Annotated in this window: 18 protein-coding genes and 1 riboswitch; of the genes, 9 read left to right on the top strand and 9 right to left on the bottom strand. The window is 35.5% G+C overall.

Annotated elements, in window-relative coordinates; genetic code table 11:
* Positions 1-69 precede the first annotated feature (69 nt).
* Complete coding sequence (locus tag JNUCC80_RS00405) at positions 70-1,290, bottom strand: DUF2075 domain-containing protein (RefSeq protein ID WP_454152956.1); 1,221 nt, start codon at positions 1,288-1,290, stop codon at positions 70-72.
* Between the two features lie 18 nt (positions 1,291-1,308).
* The gene (locus JNUCC80_RS00400) at positions 1,309-1,974 is read right to left on the bottom strand and encodes a ribonuclease H family protein (protein ID WP_454152955.1); all 666 of its coding nucleotides are present in this window, start codon (positions 1,972-1,974) and stop codon (positions 1,309-1,311) included.
* 91 nt (positions 1,975-2,065) lie between these two features.
* Here JNUCC80_RS00400 and JNUCC80_RS00395 point away from each other — a divergent pair, with 91 nt between their 5' ends.
* From JNUCC80_RS00395 to JNUCC80_RS00370, 6 genes are all read left to right on the top strand, one after another.
* A complete protein-coding gene (locus JNUCC80_RS00395) occupies positions 2,066-2,944 on the top strand; it encodes an alpha/beta hydrolase (protein ID WP_454143598.1) in 879 nt (292 codons plus the stop codon).
* Positions 2,945-2,949: 5 nt separating this feature from the next.
* Entirely contained in the window at positions 2,950-3,645 is a 696-nt protein-coding gene (locus JNUCC80_RS00390; RefSeq protein WP_454152954.1) for a zinc metallopeptidase, read from the top strand.
* Between the two features lie 31 nt (positions 3,646-3,676).
* Entirely contained in the window at positions 3,677-5,128 is a 1,452-nt protein-coding gene (gene cls, locus JNUCC80_RS00385) for a cardiolipin synthase (RefSeq protein ID WP_454152953.1), read from the top strand.
* A gap of 66 nt (positions 5,129-5,194) precedes the next feature.
* Positions 5,195-6,028 (top strand): hypothetical protein, encoded by an 834-nt coding sequence (locus JNUCC80_RS00380; protein WP_454152952.1) that lies wholly within the window; start codon positions 5,195-5,197, stop codon positions 6,026-6,028.
* Between the two features lie 11 nt (positions 6,029-6,039).
* On the top strand, positions 6,040-6,873 hold the full coding sequence (locus JNUCC80_RS00375) for an aldo/keto reductase (protein WP_454152951.1): 834 nt from the start codon (positions 6,040-6,042) through the stop codon (positions 6,871-6,873).
* A 17-nt stretch (positions 6,874-6,890) separates the two neighbouring features.
* Positions 6,891-7,856: a hypothetical protein gene (locus JNUCC80_RS00370; RefSeq protein ID WP_454152950.1), complete on the top strand. Its 966-nt coding sequence runs from the start codon at positions 6,891-6,893 to the stop codon at positions 7,854-7,856.
* Between the two features lie 18 nt (positions 7,857-7,874).
* On the opposite strand, the gene rbsK is transcribed toward JNUCC80_RS00370, so the two are convergent.
* Both rbsK and lepB read right to left on the bottom strand, forming a co-directional pair.
* A complete protein-coding gene (gene rbsK / locus JNUCC80_RS00365; protein ID WP_454152949.1) occupies positions 7,875-8,816 on the bottom strand; it encodes a ribokinase in 942 nt (313 codons plus the stop codon).
* Between the two features lie 18 nt (positions 8,817-8,834).
* Positions 8,835-9,356: a signal peptidase I gene (gene lepB / locus JNUCC80_RS00360; RefSeq protein WP_454152948.1), complete on the bottom strand. Its 522-nt coding sequence runs from the start codon at positions 9,354-9,356 to the stop codon at positions 8,835-8,837.
* Between the two features lie 166 nt (positions 9,357-9,522).
* Between lepB and JNUCC80_RS00355 the strand changes: the two genes are divergently transcribed.
* On the top strand, positions 9,523-10,401 hold the full coding sequence (locus JNUCC80_RS00355; protein ID WP_454152947.1) for an aldo/keto reductase: 879 nt from the start codon (positions 9,523-9,525) through the stop codon (positions 10,399-10,401).
* Between the two features lie 35 nt (positions 10,402-10,436).
* Here the strand turns inward: JNUCC80_RS00355 and JNUCC80_RS00350 are convergent, their stop codons facing one another.
* On the bottom strand, positions 10,437-10,610 hold the full coding sequence (locus tag JNUCC80_RS00350) for a hypothetical protein (RefSeq protein WP_454152946.1): 174 nt from the start codon (positions 10,608-10,610) through the stop codon (positions 10,437-10,439).
* Positions 10,600-11,298, bottom strand: coding sequence for an NAD(P)H-dependent oxidoreductase (locus JNUCC80_RS00345; protein ID WP_454152945.1), 699 nt, complete (start codon positions 11,296-11,298; stop codon positions 10,600-10,602). Before JNUCC80_RS00345 ends, JNUCC80_RS00350 begins: the two co-directional genes overlap by 11 nt.
* 69 nt (positions 11,299-11,367) lie before the next feature.
* Positions 11,368-11,542: riboswitch (Lysine riboswitch) on the top strand.
* A gap of 96 nt (positions 11,543-11,638) precedes the next feature.
* On the opposite strand from JNUCC80_RS00345, the gene JNUCC80_RS00340 reads away from it, so the two are divergent.
* Positions 11,639-13,237, top strand: coding sequence for an ABC transporter permease subunit (locus JNUCC80_RS00340; RefSeq protein WP_454152944.1), 1,599 nt, complete (start codon positions 11,639-11,641; stop codon positions 13,235-13,237).
* Positions 13,237-13,983 (top strand): amino acid ABC transporter ATP-binding protein, encoded by a 747-nt coding sequence (locus tag JNUCC80_RS00335; RefSeq protein WP_454152943.1) that lies wholly within the window; start codon positions 13,237-13,239, stop codon positions 13,981-13,983. Before JNUCC80_RS00340 ends, JNUCC80_RS00335 begins: the two co-directional genes overlap by 1 nt.
* 30 nt (positions 13,984-14,013) lie before the next feature.
* Here the strand turns inward: JNUCC80_RS00335 and JNUCC80_RS00330 are convergent, their stop codons facing one another.
* The 3 genes from JNUCC80_RS00330 to JNUCC80_RS00320 all read right to left on the bottom strand — a co-directional run bounded on the left by JNUCC80_RS00330 (position 14,014) and on the right by JNUCC80_RS00320 (position 15,810).
* A complete protein-coding gene (locus JNUCC80_RS00330; RefSeq protein WP_454152942.1) occupies positions 14,014-14,643 on the bottom strand; it encodes a YfbR-like 5'-deoxynucleotidase in 630 nt (209 codons plus the stop codon).
* A gap of 116 nt (positions 14,644-14,759) precedes the next feature.
* Positions 14,760-14,900, bottom strand: coding sequence for a hypothetical protein (locus JNUCC80_RS00325; protein WP_339968592.1), 141 nt, complete (start codon positions 14,898-14,900; stop codon positions 14,760-14,762).
* 67 nt (positions 14,901-14,967) lie between these two features.
* A complete protein-coding gene (locus JNUCC80_RS00320; protein WP_454152941.1) occupies positions 14,968-15,810 on the bottom strand; it encodes a YitT family protein in 843 nt (280 codons plus the stop codon).
* Positions 15,811-15,815 lie beyond the last annotated feature (5 nt).

Raw genomic sequence — 15,815 nt, 5'->3', positions numbered from 1 at the left:
ATCCTCATTCTACATATAAAAATGGCTTTTCTAAACTATTTTACACTTTTTTAAGACTTTGTTAAAGGTTTATTGCCTATGATTATGGCAATTAATTGCTTCAAAAGCCGCTTTCAATTCTGGATTACTAGCATAAATAAACAATCCGTGAATGCCGCGTTTTAGCAAAACATTGACGGCATTCATCATGATTTGCATTTTAATCGTCGCTAATGACTCATTTGATACTTCATCAGATCGCTTTTTAAATGCTTCAAAATCTTGATAATATTCAGGTTTTGGAACAATTTGCTGTTTCTCTTTATTATAAGTAATCCCCGGTCCTAAAATCACACCTGCATAATTCAAATCGAAACCTTGAATTGTATAAATAGAGCCAACTTCATTAATTGTCTCAGGTCTTTGCGCCCAGGGCAAATTGGGATCAATGTCATGGTCCCAAGGTAACTTGAATCCTGGTTCTTCAACGTAATATAACTGACCATCCATTTTATAAGGATAATCCGCTGTACTAATTAAGCGCGATAACCCATATTCCTGATCTTTTCGCTTTAAATCTTGATACATTTTAGCTAAATCTGTGTATAATCGAAAATCATAATTACCAGAATCAGGATAAGGTAATAGTTGGCGATTCTTAGCAAAACTATCAATCCAACGGCACACTTCTAAAGGTGCCTTTAATCTAAATTGTTCAGTTAACGATATTTTTTTATGATGATAGTTATTTAAAATCGATTGTAAGGTTTTCGTTGTCCAAAAGCTTTTAGTTTTCAAAAATTGATGTGCATCAAATACAACAATAACCACACGAGACTGGTTGATTAATTCAGTTAACTGATTAGCTTGATTAAATTTATTGTAGCGGTCTGGTTGCGTTAACAATAAATGACCTTCATCTACTAAGACAATATCTGCTTTCTTATTTTGTTTTTGTAGCCGATTAATTAAAGGTGTCGGTTTTTGAATATCTTTTTTGTATAAATGTCGTTCTTTTCCTGCAATTTCTTTATAAACCTTAATCATTTCAGCATGGTTAACAGTCAAATAATTAGTTGTTTGATGAAGTACACTATCTTTTTGCGTGCGATTTTCTTGTTGAATTTTTTTGAACAACTCCGTTAAAACCACGCTTTTTCCTGTACCTGCATCCCCATCTAACCACACAACATAAGGTTTGTCGTCTGATACATGCTTTTTAACTAGTTCAAACAGTTCATCAATTACATTTTCTTGCTCTGAACTTAGTTGTCTAACATTATTTAATTTTGCTTGCGCATTATTTATCAAAATTCAAAAACTTCTTTCCTAGTTTTGATCCATTGTTTTATTTAACAGTTCATCAACATAGACATTGCCTTGACTTGTCGCGTGACCTTTTGTCCATGAAAAAGTTGACTGTTCAAATTCTGGCAATAAATCATACATTTTTTGCCATAACTCTTTATTTTTCAATTCGCCATTCTTGCGTTTAAACCCATTTTTGGCCCAACCTTTTAACCAATTTAATCTAATTGCATCTAACACATATTTTGAATCTAAAATAAATTCAACTTCAGCAGGATCTAAATTCAATGATTGAATACCAGCCATTGCTTTAAGTAATGCTGTAATTTCCATTCGATTATTCGTGGCACCGGCTTCAAATCCTGTCCCTTCATAATTTTGTCCAGGTGTTTTAATTAAAAAAGCCCACGCTGCTTTATCCGTTGCCTTGACTTGTCCACCACGGTAATTTCCAGTGTTTCTTGACCCACCATCTGTAAACACTTTAATTGTCTTAGAACTTTGAGCGGGTATAGCCGTTGTTTTGGATGCTGTTTTTGCCATGCCTTTCATAAAGCTTTCCGCTTGCTCTTTAGTCGTAAAGCTCTTATAAATAGCACCCTTATAACCCATTACCTGTTCTTTGGCGCTTGCCCAATCTTCATAAATACCAGATTTGCGACCTTTTTTTACTGCGTAATATTTCATAAAATTTCCTCCAGACAATTCCTTTATATTTCTCATTTTAACAAGTTTAATGTAAAATAATACTATTACATTACACGGAGGGGGTTAGTCAATGAAAAAGAAAAAAACAGATTCTTACCTCTCTATTGTAATGGGCATTTTAACTAGCTTTGGTCTTTTAAAACCCTTCTTGCGTCTTTTTAGTAAAAAATATCGCTACAAAAAACGCGAACCTGATATCAAGCCTAGTCAACAAATCCCAACTTTTTATGTCCATGGTTTTCGTGGTAATGATTCCTCTACACAGCAAATGGTCGATGCCGCAATGACATATAGCCAAAATAAAACGTTCTTGCGTGTTACAATCGACTTACTCGGAAACATTGACTACGATGGCGATTTAGGTGATGGGCCTCATCCTATTGTCCAAGTGGTTTTTAAAGATAGGTTCGTTGGTAATATTGGCATTACCAGATATCTAGATATGATTCTACCAGCTTTAGCTAACACCTATCATTTTACACAGTTTAACGCTGTGGGACATTCTTTAGGTGCGACCAGTTTAGTCCTTGAGGCAATGAAAAAGCACCGCTCAAAGCACTTCCCTCGATTAAACAAACTCGTATTGCTAGCTGGTCCTTTTGACGGTGTTGTTTATCTTGGGGATTTCCCAAATGTTAACCGTCTCACCAAAAAAGGTAGACCAATTTTGATGAATCTACGCTACCTACAACTCTTGCTTAAACGTCATCGCTTCCCAAAAAATGTCCGTATCTTAAATATGTACGGCAACGTTGATGACGATTCAAACACAGATAAATATATCTCAGTTATCTCAGCAAGATCTATTAAATACATTCTGTCACCAATCGTTAAAGAATTCCATGAATTTGAACTTCTAGGCGAATTTGGTGAACACAGTCTAATTCATGATAACTATTATGCAATTGATGTTTTAAATCGATTTTTATATTCAAACGAAATGGAGTGAATTCGATGTTTCCACTATTTTATGATCCCTACTTTTATCTTGTTCTGATTGGCATGGGCCTTTCAGCAATTGCCTCGTTTTTGGTCCAATCGACTTTTTCTCGCTACAGTACAGTTTTCAGCAATTCAGGTTTAACTGGTGAACAAGCCGCACAAGCAATCCTAGCTGATCAAAACATCCAAAATGTGACCATTCACGCTATTGAAGGTAACTTGACTGATAACTACAATGGTCAAAACAAAACACTGAACCTATCAGAGGCTACTTTTGATAATTCATCCGTTGCTGCTGTGGGTGTTGCAGCCCACGAGGTTGGTCATGCTATCCAAGATGCTCATGATTATATCCCTATGCGATTAAGAGCTCGAATAGTTCCAGTGGCTAACTTAGGTGCATCCCTTTCAATGCCACTTATCTTAATTGGTGTTTTTCTTGGGATGAACCAGACTCTAATCAATATTGGTATTTTGGCTTTTGCTGCGGTATTACTCTTTCAAGTTGTGACATTACCGGTTGAATTTGATGCTTCAAGAAGAGCTGTCGCTTCACTAAGAAGCCAGAACTTACTGACCGAAACTGAACTTTCTGCTGTCAAAAAAGTCCTAACTGCAGCCGCATTTACTTATATTGCCTCAGCTTTAAGTACTTTCCTACAATTGCTACGTCTAGTTCTATTGTTCAGCAATCGAAATGATGATTAACTACTCAATCAACTAATGGAGATTTTTTAACGTGAACATTTTAAGACCCCTTCTTTTCATTCTACTTTTTTTAAATACTATCTTTTCAATTTACCTCGTCTTCAAACGTCCCCGTAGTATCGCAACAACGTGGGCTTGGTTTATTTTACTAACTGTTCTTCCCGTGTTAGGCTTTTTGCTCTATGCTTTTTTTGGACGCGGACTTGCCGAAGAGAACCTCATGTCGATTAGTACACAAAAAGAAGTTGGCTTAGACTATGCTAAAGAGTTAGAGAAAGAAAGTCTCAACTATGATAATCCAAATGACACAACACAAGAAGCACGTTTAGTGGTCGACTATTTCAATTACAATCATAAAAATCCACTCTCAAAAGAAAATGATGTCAATTTCTTTACTGATGGTGCTTCTAAATTCAAGAACCTATTCAAGGATATTATTAAAGCTAGGCATAGTGTTCATGTCGAGTACTACTCATTCTATGACGATTCAATTGGTCATGACTTTATCACACTACTAGAAGATAAAGCACGTGAAGGTGTCGAAGTTAAACTGATTTACGATCCTTGGGGGTCTGTTGGAAATAGTAGCAGTTTTTTCGATAATCTCGAACGTCTAGGTGGTATTGTCGTGCCTTTCATCACTTCACGTAATATGATTCGTAAATATCGACTTAACTATCATCTTCACCGGAAAATCGTCGTTATTGATGGTAAAATTGGATGGACTGGTGGGTTTAATGTTGGCGATCAATACTTAGGACGAAAGAAAAAATTCGGCTATTGGCGCGATACCCACGTTCGCATCATAGGACCAGCCACACTACTACTGCAAGAACGATTTGTTTTAGATTTTAATGCCTCCATTCAAGATAAAAACAACAAAATTGAATTTAGACCTGAATTATTTCCAAAGCCTAGTTTAAATAGTCGTGATAATGCCGCTGTGCAAATCATTTCTGATGGTCCTGAACAAGAAGAAGACTTTTTGAAAAATGGTGTTATTCGATTAATGAATATTGCTCGTCACAAAATATGGGTTCAAACACCGTACCTTGTCCCAGACGATTCAATGATTTCGACACTTGTTATTGCGGCTCGTTCAGGAATTGACGTTAAGATTATGATTCCTTGCAAGCCCGATCATCCCTTTATCTATCGTGCAACACAATACTATGCTAACTATCTAACTAAATATGGCATTGAAATTTATATTTATAATAACGGCTTCTTACATGCTAAAACAGTCATTGTGGATGACAAATTCTCAACAGTTGGTTCTATGAATCAAGACTTCAGAAGTTATATGCTTAATTTTGAAGCTAATGCATTCTTTTATGACAAAAAAATCAGTAGTCAACTTGCTCAACACTTCAAGCATGATATGAAAGACTGCACACTTCTAACTCAAAATATGATTAACCAACAATCACAATCTCTAAAACTAAAACAACAAGTCTCACGTTTATTATCGCCTATACTTTAAAACCCTATTTTACAAATAGGGTTTTTTTAGAGATAATAAATAATAGTATTGAAGGGAGGTTATGTATTGCGCCAATTTAGCCAATCAAAAAAAATCGTTCTTGCTGTCTTTGCCACTATCATTATTTTGGCCGGATTGTTATTTATGCTACTATCAAACTTAGGCCAAAAACGTGAAACAGAAGTCGCAATGATGAGTCAAGAAATCGTATCGGAATCTAATTCTTCCGCAATCAATAATCTCTCATCGTCCACCCCTACGCCCGAAGCCAAGCACCATCGTTTTGTTGGGAATTGGTCTGGATCTAACATCTCGTTTTCTTTTAAAAGCAATGGCACCTATACCTTTCAAAACACAGATTATCAAGCGTCTGGATCATACTTGGTAGCTAGTGAATATGATGATGTTCTCCTATTAAAGCTATCGTACTTTGCTCAACATGCTGGTGAAACTTATCTTTATTTTAGATTCAACGAAGGCGATACTAAAGTCTCTGTAGATAATTTAGGCACATTTTCACGATCTACCGATGTCACGACTGTAGATTCATCGTTTTATATGACAAATAGCCTTAAAATTGCGCCACAATATCCATCTGAATCGTTAATCGGAACTTGGACTCGTATTTCAAGTGATGGCCAAACTATTGACTACGTTAACTACAACCCTGATGGAAGTTTTGAAGAATTTAATAGTCAAATGGTCAAAATTAAATCCGGTCAATTTTCAGTTAACACACAAGGAAAAACAATCACGGTTTTAGAGGACTTCGATGATAATTCACCTGGTCTCAAAATACCGTATTCAACTAATAACAGCTTTACTATTTTAACTAGTTTATCAGCCGATCAACCAAATACTGTTTCTTATAAAAACAGTTTGCCAGATAAATTAAACTAAGGAGGTTTTTGATGATTCCTAATTTTTCACTTTATAACAATAACCCAATTCCCGCATTAGGTTTTGGGACTTACAAATTAACCGGAGAAGATGGTGTGGCTAGTATTAAGTCAGCACTCGACTGTGGTTATCGTTTGATTGATACTGCTTATAACTATCAAAACGAACGCGAAGTTGGACAGGCTATTAAAGAAAGTGGGCTCAAACGAGAAGATATTCAGGTTATTTCAAAATTACCTGGTCGCTTTCAAAAATATGAGGATGCCAAACAAGCACTTCAAACTTCCCTTACTAATTTAGGCCTTGATTATGTTGATTACTATCTAATTCATTGGCCTAACCCAAAACAAGGTCTTTATGTAGAAGCCTTCAAAGCTTTACTTGATGCTCAAAAAGAAGGCTTAATCAAGGAAGTTGGTGTCTGCAATTTCTTGCCTGAACACTTAGACGTCTTGAAAGAAGAAACAGGCGTTTACCCCGCAATTAACCAAATTGAATTGCACCCTTACTTCTCACAACCTGAACTACGTGAGTTCAATGCCAAAAATGACATTATTACACAAGCTTGGAGTCCACTACATCGTACAAGTTTTGTAAATGATGAACCTGTTTTAACTGAATTGGCTAACAAGTATAACAAATCTGTTTATCAAGTTATTTTAAGATGGATTTTTCAACTAGATGTTATTGCAATTCCAAAGTCTAGTTCAAAACTCAGACAAGAACAAAACCAAGACATTTTCGACTTTGAATTATCGCAACAAGAAGTTGACCGTATTTGTAACTTAGACCGACCAGATGGCCGTCAAAAGAATCAAGATCCTGCAGTATATGAAGAATTTTAAGAACAAGGAGAAAAATTTTGACTACTGATTTATATCCTAATGTCGCAGCTTTATTAACAGAAGTTGAAACATTACTAAATGCCAAATTACTTATTAAAGTCAATGACGACCATAAAGAAGGACTGGATCCAGAAGCTTCATTCACAAAACCAATCAGTGCTGATACTTATGAAATCCACGTTCCAAAAAAAGAATTTTTAAACTTTTGTGTCGCACATGAACTACTACACCTTAAACAACATGGTTTAAACGTTGTTAATGCCTCACTCGCTTTTCCGTTAAACCAAAATAATTTATCACAGGTAATCAGTGAAGTTGGCGATTTCACGACAACCTGTGCAATCCACCAGTTAATTATCCCAGCTCTAAAAGATTTGGATGTTTTAACTTATGAAGTTCAACAGGCAATTTTGACACGTGTTTTAGCTGTTATTCCTGCAGAAAAACCAGATGATAGTGCTTTCTTAAAGTTATCACGTGCTTTACAAATCTTAGACACATTTATTTTTTGTGAAGGATTTAAAACACGAAACACAACTTTACATCACACTTACCCATTGGCTTTTGAGGCAGCTGAAAAACTACTTAAAGCCATGCACAAAAACACAATCGACACAAACCGCAAACTACGTGGGGCCATTATTAAGGGACTTAATGCTGTTACAGAATTTTATCAAAATATGGGTGTTCAATTGCCCGCATTAAACCAAACAATGTCTGTCTCCCCTGTTTTATCTGAACGTCAGCTTAATCATCAACACTTATCACAATTATTTGAATTGTGGAATCCAAGTGAGCTTATTAGTCAACAAAATACAACTTATTTAGTTGGTATTGATAAAACAGATCATCAAGCATCATTTGTGCTACAAGATGTTGATATGAATCCCGAAAACATGCAAGCACTCTATCAATTATCACCAAAAGAAGTTTTCAAGCGCTATAATATTAATTATTGTTTGCGTGATGGTCATACATTATAAAAAAAGCTTAGCTATTAGCTAAGCTTTTTTTATTTTGGATTTAACTTCTGCTTCCGTTGGTATTGAATCAACTGCGCCTAATTTTTGAACAGCTAATGAAGAAGCAAAGTTGGCATAACTGATGGCTTCTTCTAAATTAGAATAATCTAATTTTAACTGAGAAAGCAATGCCCCAATAAAAGTATCTCCCGCGGCTGTTGTATCAATAGCTTTAACGACGTGTGCTTTAATTTTGCCTGATTGAGTTGTCTTTGCATTAGCGTAATAAACGCCTTCTTTTCCTAAAGTAATAATGACAACTTCAATCCCTTTTTGATGGAAAAAGTCAGCAGATTCAGCTAGTGTTTGATCATCGGTTATCTTAATACCCGTTAACTTTTCACTTTCCGTTTCATTTGGAATAATAATATCCGTCAAAGAATAGAGTTGTTCAAAGTCTGCTTCAATAACTGGACCTGGGTTTAAAACGGTTTTAGATTGATTAGCTCTAGCCAATGCAAATCCTTCTTCAATAGCAGCTAGTGGAACTTCAAATTGAGCTAAAACAAAGTCCGAATTCTGAATAACAGGTAGACTTTCTTGTACCATTTGAGGAGTTAGCAAACGATTAGCTTCACCTGATACCACAATCGAATTTTGACCAGAACTTTGCAATAAAATATAAGCCTGTCCTGTATTTTCGTTGGCTAATTGTTTAACAAATTGTGAATTAATGTTGTTTCTTTGAAGCATTTCTTTGAATTGATTACCATGCCCATCTTGGCCTAAACAACCGACCATCGCAACTTTGCTGCCATTTCGAACACATGAAACAGCTTGGTTAGAGCCCTTACCACCAAAAGCATAACTGATAGCTTGTTGGGTTTGAATTGTTTCACCTGCAAGTGGCAACTCATTGATTTGTAAAATAACATCTCGATTTAAACTACCGATAACTGCGACTGAATTTTTAGTACTCATCTTGTTCCTCTTTCACTATTAGACAATTTTTAAATCTTGAAATGGAAAGACAATTAATTTGACGACACTTTCTAAATTATCTGGTGTCACATAACCAAAAGACCGACTATCTAATGAATTTGAACGATTATCACCCATCACAAAATAGCAGCCATAAGGAACGTGAGCACGCCCTGTGAAATCTCCTAAGATAAAATCTTCCGTTTTGACATCAGATGCTAAATAAGGCTCTTCAGTCAACTGACCATTAATATACAATTGATTATCTTTAACTTGGATAGTGTCTCCACCTATGCCAATCACGCGTTTTATATAGCGAACTTGAGGGTTATCAGGTGACTTAATCACAACAACATCCCCACGATTAGGTTTTATCATTTTCACAGAAATCGTGTATTGGCCATCATATAATGTTTTTTCCATTGATTGCCCTTTTATAATACCGATATTAATAACCTGGGTAAACAAAAACCAACAAAATCCACCTAAAATTAAAAGTTCAATTACTAATTTAAACAAAAATTTCAAAAATGAATACACAATTTTTCACCTACTTTTTCAAGTATATCCTATCAACTTAATATGAATTTTTCGTGATAAATGCTTAAAAGTTTCATGTGAAACAGCTATTTTATAAACATTTTATTTGAAATTATTAACCTGAAATGTTTTTATAGAAGTGAAAAATTAAAGGAGGATTCAATTTATGAGTTTCGATTTATCTACACGTATCACTTTAAATAATGGTACAAGTATTCCTCAAATGGGACTTGGTGTTTGGAAATCTAACAACACTCAAGCAAAAGAAGCAGTTATGCTAGGTTTAAAACATGGTTACGAAATGTTTGATACTGCTAAACAATATGGAAATGAACGTGGAGTTGGTGAAGGTCTTGTTGAAGGACTTAAAGCTGTTGGCAAAACCCGCGAAGACATCTTTTTAACAACTAAAGTTTTCGGTGGTGACCAAGGTTACCAAGAAACACTTGACGCAATCGATGGTCAATTAGAACGTCTACAAACTGACTACGTTGATTTACTACTTGTTCACTGGCCTGTAACTGGTAAATACGTGGATACATGGCGTGCAGTTGAAGAAATCTACAAAGCTGGTAAAGCTCGTGCAATTGGTGTGTCAAACTTTGACAACGAACGTATGCAAAACTTGCTTGATCACGCTACGATTATTCCAGCTGTTAACCAAATGGAATACAATCCACTAATTCAAGAACGTGATATTTTAGCATTCAACCAACAACATGGTATTCATTTACAAGCTTGGTCACCTCTTGGCGGTGGCGCTGTTCTAACTGATCCTGAACTACAAAAAATTGCTGATAAATACAACAAAACAATTGCTCAAGTTGTTCTACGTTGGAACTTCCAAAGCGGTATTATCACAATCCCTAAATCTGTTCATGAAGAACGTATCCAACAAAATGCTGACATCTTTGACTTTGAATTATCTGCTCAAGATATGCAAAAATTATACAGCATGAACCAAGAAAAACGTTCACTTTGGTACAACGACTTTTCATGGGAAGGCGGCTCAATCAACGAAGCTGTTGAAGAATGGGGCGACTAATCAAAAAAAGACTGACAATTGTCAGTCTTTTTTGTTTACCATTGTTCATGGTTCCACAATCTACCATCAAGTTCCCCTTCTGCTAAATCATGGCGAACTTCTAGTTGATGTTGAAATTGATCGAGATAACTCAACAATGCACGTTTTTCATAATTATTTTCGCTTTTTGAGGCCTCTTCAATAATGGCCTTCATCCAATCATTCTTCATTGTCCTTCACCTCATCTAGTGCGTCTCTTAGATCTTTGTAATCAGTCAATTGTTCATCTATCGTATCAACAACAGCCTGCAACTGAATATTGTCGTTTAAGTTAATATTTTGTCTAATTTTGTTAAGTAAAAATTGACCCTTATCCACAAAACTTGGTTTAATCAATTCCACATGAATTAAGTAACCAACTAACAATTGGTAGAGTTGTTGTTCATTTAAATAAGCAAACTGATACACAATAAATGGGGTTAAATAAGTAAAACCTAACTCATTAGCAAAAACCTGGTAAGGTCTGAGAATTTCGTTCAAACTAAATTGCGATTTTTGTCCAGGTTGAAAATCTTTTTGTGGCTGTCCTGTATTAATCACCAAAGACAAGCTTTTTTGTTTGAGATGGTTAAGATGGGTTAACTCATTGACAAACTGATTTGTAAAAACATCATCTTGCCATTTTTTAAGTGAGTAAGGTGCTGAATACCAATATAATGGAAATTGGAAAATAACGTGATCAGCAGCTAAAATCTTTTCTTGATGTTGCTTAATATTAAATTGTTGGTTTTGCATCATTTCTTCATCTAATACAGTTACCTCAACTTCAGCATCCGCTAAAGCTAGTGTTGATTTGAAAAATTGTTGTGTAACAGAATTATTAACATCTGGATGGGAAATGAAAATCTGAACTTTCATCGGCTTCCTCCTGGTTTTCGTTGACAATAAACTATTCTAAGGGTATCATATGTAGGTAAATTTAATAAGAAATGCAATAGAGGTTGCGGTCATCACTAATTAGTTGCGAGTGTGTAGTTCACAAAGACCAACTAAGGCAGGATCATCGCCGAAGAAAGCTTGTTGCCTACACAACAAGTCTTCTGGGTCTAGTCGGCAAACGACTAGAACTGTCTCAGTCTATCTGAGGAGTGCTATTATGTTATTTAATAATCAGTAATTTATTTCATAATGCCTCAAAACCTTTATTAATTAAAGGTTTTTTTTATTGTGTTAAATTAAAACATGAAGGAGTAATTTTATGAAAAATTTGAAAGCTAACCCGCTTTTAACTTTCTTTTCCGCTATTGTGATGCTTCTTGGATTAGCCGGATTTTCAACTAATCAAGTTCACGCTGAAGAAAGTGATACTTTACGTGTAGGGATGGAAGCCAATTATCCACCTTACAACTGGACACAACAAGATGATTCAAATGGGGCCATCAAAATTGATGGAGAATCATTATATGCCAATGGATATGATGTTCAAATGGCTAAAAAAATTGCCGCAGGACTTGGCAAAAAGAACGTTGTCGCGGTTAAAACACAATGGGATGGCCTACTGCCTTCCTTGACTTCAGGCAAAATCGACATGATTATTGCTGGTATGTCACCAACACCTGAACGTCGCCAAGCTATTGACTTTACAAACGCTTACTACACCTCAAATATTGTAATGGTTGTGAATAGTACTGGCAAATACGCTAACGCAACTAACTTAGCTGACTTTAATGGTGCTAAAATCACAGGACAACTGGGAACTTTCCATTATGATGCTATCGAACAAATTCAAGGTGCCATCAAAGAACCCGCTATGAAAGACTTTTCAGCAATGCGTGTGTCACTTGAATCAAAAACTATTGATGGTTATGTTTCCGAAAAATCAGAAGGAATTAGCGTATCTAGTGCTAACCCTAACCTTAAAATGATTGACTTTGCTCCTGGAAAAGGATTCCACCTAGACCCTTCAGAAACACAAAGTGCGATTGGGTTACGCAAAGGTGATCCAAACCTTGAAAAAGTTAACGAAATTCTAGCAACTGTTCCAGAAAATGAACGTGACAAAATGATGACAGATGCTATCCACAACCAACCAAAACCTGCTACTGAAGGTAACTGGTTTATCAATATTTGGCAACAATATGGTGGTATGTTACTTCGTGGAACTGGTATGACTGTTTTCATCTCATTAATCGGAACCATCGTTGGCTTCTTTATTGGATTGTTAGTTGGAATTATCAGAACCATTCCACTTGCTAAAACACGTGGTAAACGCTGGGCAACTAGAGTTGCTAGTTTCTTAGCTTCTGTTTATATCGAACTGTTCCGTGGAACACCGATGATTGTGCAAGCTGCTGTATTCTACTACGGTGCTGCTCAAATGTTTGGGCTTAACTTAGACCGTACTTTAGCTGCTTTAATTGTTGTTTCAATTAACACAGGGGCTTACCTTTCTGAAATCATCCGTAGTGGGATTATTTCAACTGATGAAGGACAATTTGAAGCTGCAAGTGCTTTAGGAATGAATCACTTCCAACGAATGAGAAAAATCATTCTCCCTCAAGCTGTTCGTAACAGTTTACCTTCTGTTGCTAACGAATTCATCGTTAACATCAAAGATACTTCCGTCTTGAGCATCATCTCAGTTTCTGAACTATTCTTCACAGGTTCAACAATTGCTGGACAAAACTTCCAGTTCTTCCACACTTACCTAACAATTACATTTATTTACTTAGTTCTAACCTTTACAATTACACGTATTTTCAGACTTATCGAAAAGAAATTAAATGGTCCTAAAGATTACAATTTAATGGCTAATCAAGAACAAGTGACTTCTAATTCAAGAGAGGTGAAAAACTAATGGCTAATCAAGACTCAATTATTAGTGTTCGTAACTTAGAGAAAAAATTTGGAAATCATCTCGTATTAAAAGATATTTCACTAGATGTTACACCGGGTGAAGTTGTAACCATTATCGGTTCTTCTGGTTCTGGTAAATCAACTTTACTAAGATGTTTAAACTTACTTGAAGATCCAACTAGTGGCGAAATTAACTTCAAAGGTGAAAATATTTTAGGTAACGGTTTTGAAATTACCAAATACCGTTCTAAAGTCGGCATGGTTTTTCAATCCTTTAACTTATTCAACAACTTAGATGTTCTTGAAAACTGTATTGTAGGCCAAACGACTGTTCTTGGCCGTTCACGACAAGAAGCTGAAGAAATGGCTATGGAACAACTTAAAAAAGTTGGCATGGATCCTTACATCAAGGCAAAGCCTGCTCAACTTTCAGGTGGACAAAAACAACGTGTTGCGATTGCTCGTGCCGTTTCAATGTCACCAGATGTCCTATTGTTCGATGAACCTACCAGTGCGCTTGACCCTGAAATGGTTGAAGACGTGCTGGCATCTATGAAAGCATTAGCACATACTGGTTTGACTATGATTTTAGTTACTCACGAAATGGCTTTTGCCCGTGATGTTTCTGACCACATTGTTTTCATGGATAAAGGTGTTGTTGCTGAAGAAGGCACACCAGAAGAAATCTTCAATAATCCAAAAGAAGACCGTACAAAAGAGTTCTTAAAACGCTACTTGAATCAATAAAAAAACACCGCTTAAAGCGGTGTTTTTTTATTACTCTAAAATTAAGTTTGTGACTTCCATCACTCTTGTTCTAAATGGAAAGTCTTCTGATAACATTTCAGGTAAAATATTTTCAAAGAAATACTGCACACTATATAAGTGCTTGAATTTCTTGATGCTTTGCAAACTTTCACGATAAATTTCCATGAAAACTTCTTGTGGATTGCCTTTTTGAATTTCACCAAATGCTTCATACAATAAGTCCATTTTATCTGAGATTGATAAAATCTGACCTTCTAACGTATCATCTTTCCCCTCAGATAATCGTCTACGGTAGCGTTCTTGTAATTCTTTTGGGATTTCATTTTGAATAAAGTTTTCGGTCATTGAATCTTCCACATTGGCAATTAACTCACGTAATTCTGAAGTGGCGTATTTAACAGGTGTCTTAATATCACCGATGAAACGCTCTGTATAATCGTGATTTAAGGCTTTTTCGTATAGCACACGCCAATTAATAGTATGTCCTGAAATCTCCTCTAAATCGCCTAGCATTTGCGCCATTTGTGTCACTCTGAATGAGTGTGTAGACACTGAATGTTGTTGATATTGAAAGTACCCCGGTGCACGATTCAATGTTTCTAAGTTGTTAAGTCCTTGTAAGTAAGCATGCATTCCCATAAAAATATCCTCCTAATTTTTGACAAATTTTTTCTATGTTATCAAATATCAACTTTAAAAACAACTTTTGCTCAAAAAAAAGCGGTGATATATTACTATATCATCGCTTTAGTTTATTAGTCGTTATTTTTTCTTGATTTCAAAAAGTTAATAACATCTAAGTTATCTTGTAAACGTTTTTTCAAGTTTGTACTATTTACTGGACGACGGTCATTACCTACGCCGACGTGCACGTTTGTTCTCTTGTTGTGTCCCATAATATCTCTCCTTATTTTAATCTTTCTAGTCTATAATATAGAAAATCAGGAATAAAATCAAGTATACCTAATCTTTTAATGAAAATCCACCATGAACTTCCGAAGCATTATAAACTAAAACGAAAGCTTTTGGATCAATGTCTTCTAAAATTCCCAACATTGAGAAGTAATCCGAATTATCAATAACCACCATAATCATTTGGTTATCTTCACCACTATGACCACCTGTTACATCAAATAACGTTGTTGTTGTCCCAAATGATAAAATTGCTTTTCTGATTTGTTCTTCTTTTTCATTTGACATAATGTAAAGCACTTTTTTGCGGTCTAAACCAGTTTCGATATAGTTAATAACAGCAGAAGAAATTACAAGTGAGATTGTTGCAATTACAAAACTTTCAAATCCTGTTACAAAAATATTAAAGAAAGTCACGACAAGGTCAATTACTAATAATGTAATCGGTTCTTTGATTCTAAAATACTTACGCACAATCATTGGTGGAACTGCAGTTCCACCACTTGAAGCATTACATCTGTAAAGCAAGGCTAATCCTGCACCAAATATTGCACCTGAAGCAATAACACTAACGAATGGATCTTTAACCACCATAATTTCTGGTGTTAAAGCTAATCCAATCGGCAACATTAAACTCCCTAGGGCAATATTAATTGTTGTTTTTTTACCTAAAAACAAGTAAGACAAGACTAACATACATAAGTTAAGAACTAATACGGTTGCGTAAGTGGGAATTGAAAAGACAGCATCTAGTAAAACTGAAATCCCACTAACACCTCCAAGTGCAATACTGTGAGGTGCAGCAAACATATTAATACTAATTGCAATAATTTCAACGCCTACTGCAATTAATAAGAAACGGGTTAGCGTTTTTACGAGTTTGTTTTCGTTCATTGGTC

The sequence above is a fragment of the Holzapfeliella sp. JNUCC 80 genome (assembly GCF_053667655.1).
Note: the sequence above shows the minus strand (reverse complement) of the source record. Positions and strands in the feature narration are given on the sequence as shown.

Bases quoted from the DNA above. Each gene is read 5' to 3' on its own strand.
- JNUCC80_RS00400 (WP_454152955.1), bottom strand. From the start codon at position 1,974: ATGAAATATTACGCAGTAAAAAAAGGTCGCAAATCTGGTATTTATGAA.
- JNUCC80_RS00395 (WP_454143598.1), top strand. From the start codon at position 2,066: ATGAAAAAGAAAAAAACAGATTCTTACCTCTCTATTGTAATGGGCATT.
- JNUCC80_RS00390 (WP_454152954.1), top strand. From the start codon at position 2,950: ATGTTTCCACTATTTTATGATCCCTACTTTTATCTTGTTCTGATTGGC.
- JNUCC80_RS00375 (WP_454152951.1), top strand. From the start codon at position 6,040: ATGATTCCTAATTTTTCACTTTATAACAATAACCCAATTCCCGCATTA.
- rbsK (WP_454152949.1), bottom strand. From the start codon at position 8,816: ATGAGTACTAAAAATTCAGTCGCAGTTATCGGTAGTTTAAATCGAGAT.
- JNUCC80_RS00355 (WP_454152947.1), top strand. From the start codon at position 9,523: ATGAGTTTCGATTTATCTACACGTATCACTTTAAATAATGGTACAAGT.
- JNUCC80_RS00350 (WP_454152946.1), bottom strand. From the start codon at position 10,610: ATGAAGAATGATTGGATGAAGGCCATTATTGAAGAGGCCTCAAAAAGC.
- JNUCC80_RS00345 (WP_454152945.1), bottom strand. From the start codon at position 11,298: ATGAAAGTTCAGATTTTCATTTCCCATCCAGATGTTAATAATTCTGTT.
- JNUCC80_RS00340 (WP_454152944.1), top strand. From the start codon at position 11,639: ATGAAAAATTTGAAAGCTAACCCGCTTTTAACTTTCTTTTCCGCTATT.
- JNUCC80_RS00335 (WP_454152943.1), top strand. From the start codon at position 13,237: ATGGCTAATCAAGACTCAATTATTAGTGTTCGTAACTTAGAGAAAAAA.
- JNUCC80_RS00330 (WP_454152942.1), bottom strand. From the start codon at position 14,643: ATGGGAATGCATGCTTACTTACAAGGACTTAACAACTTAGAAACATTG.
- JNUCC80_RS00325 (WP_339968592.1), bottom strand. From the start codon at position 14,900: ATGGGACACAACAAGAGAACAAACGTGCACGTCGGCGTAGGTAATGAC.
- JNUCC80_RS00320 (WP_454152941.1), bottom strand. From the start codon at position 15,810: ATGAACGAAAACAAACTCGTAAAAACGCTAACCCGTTTCTTATTAATT.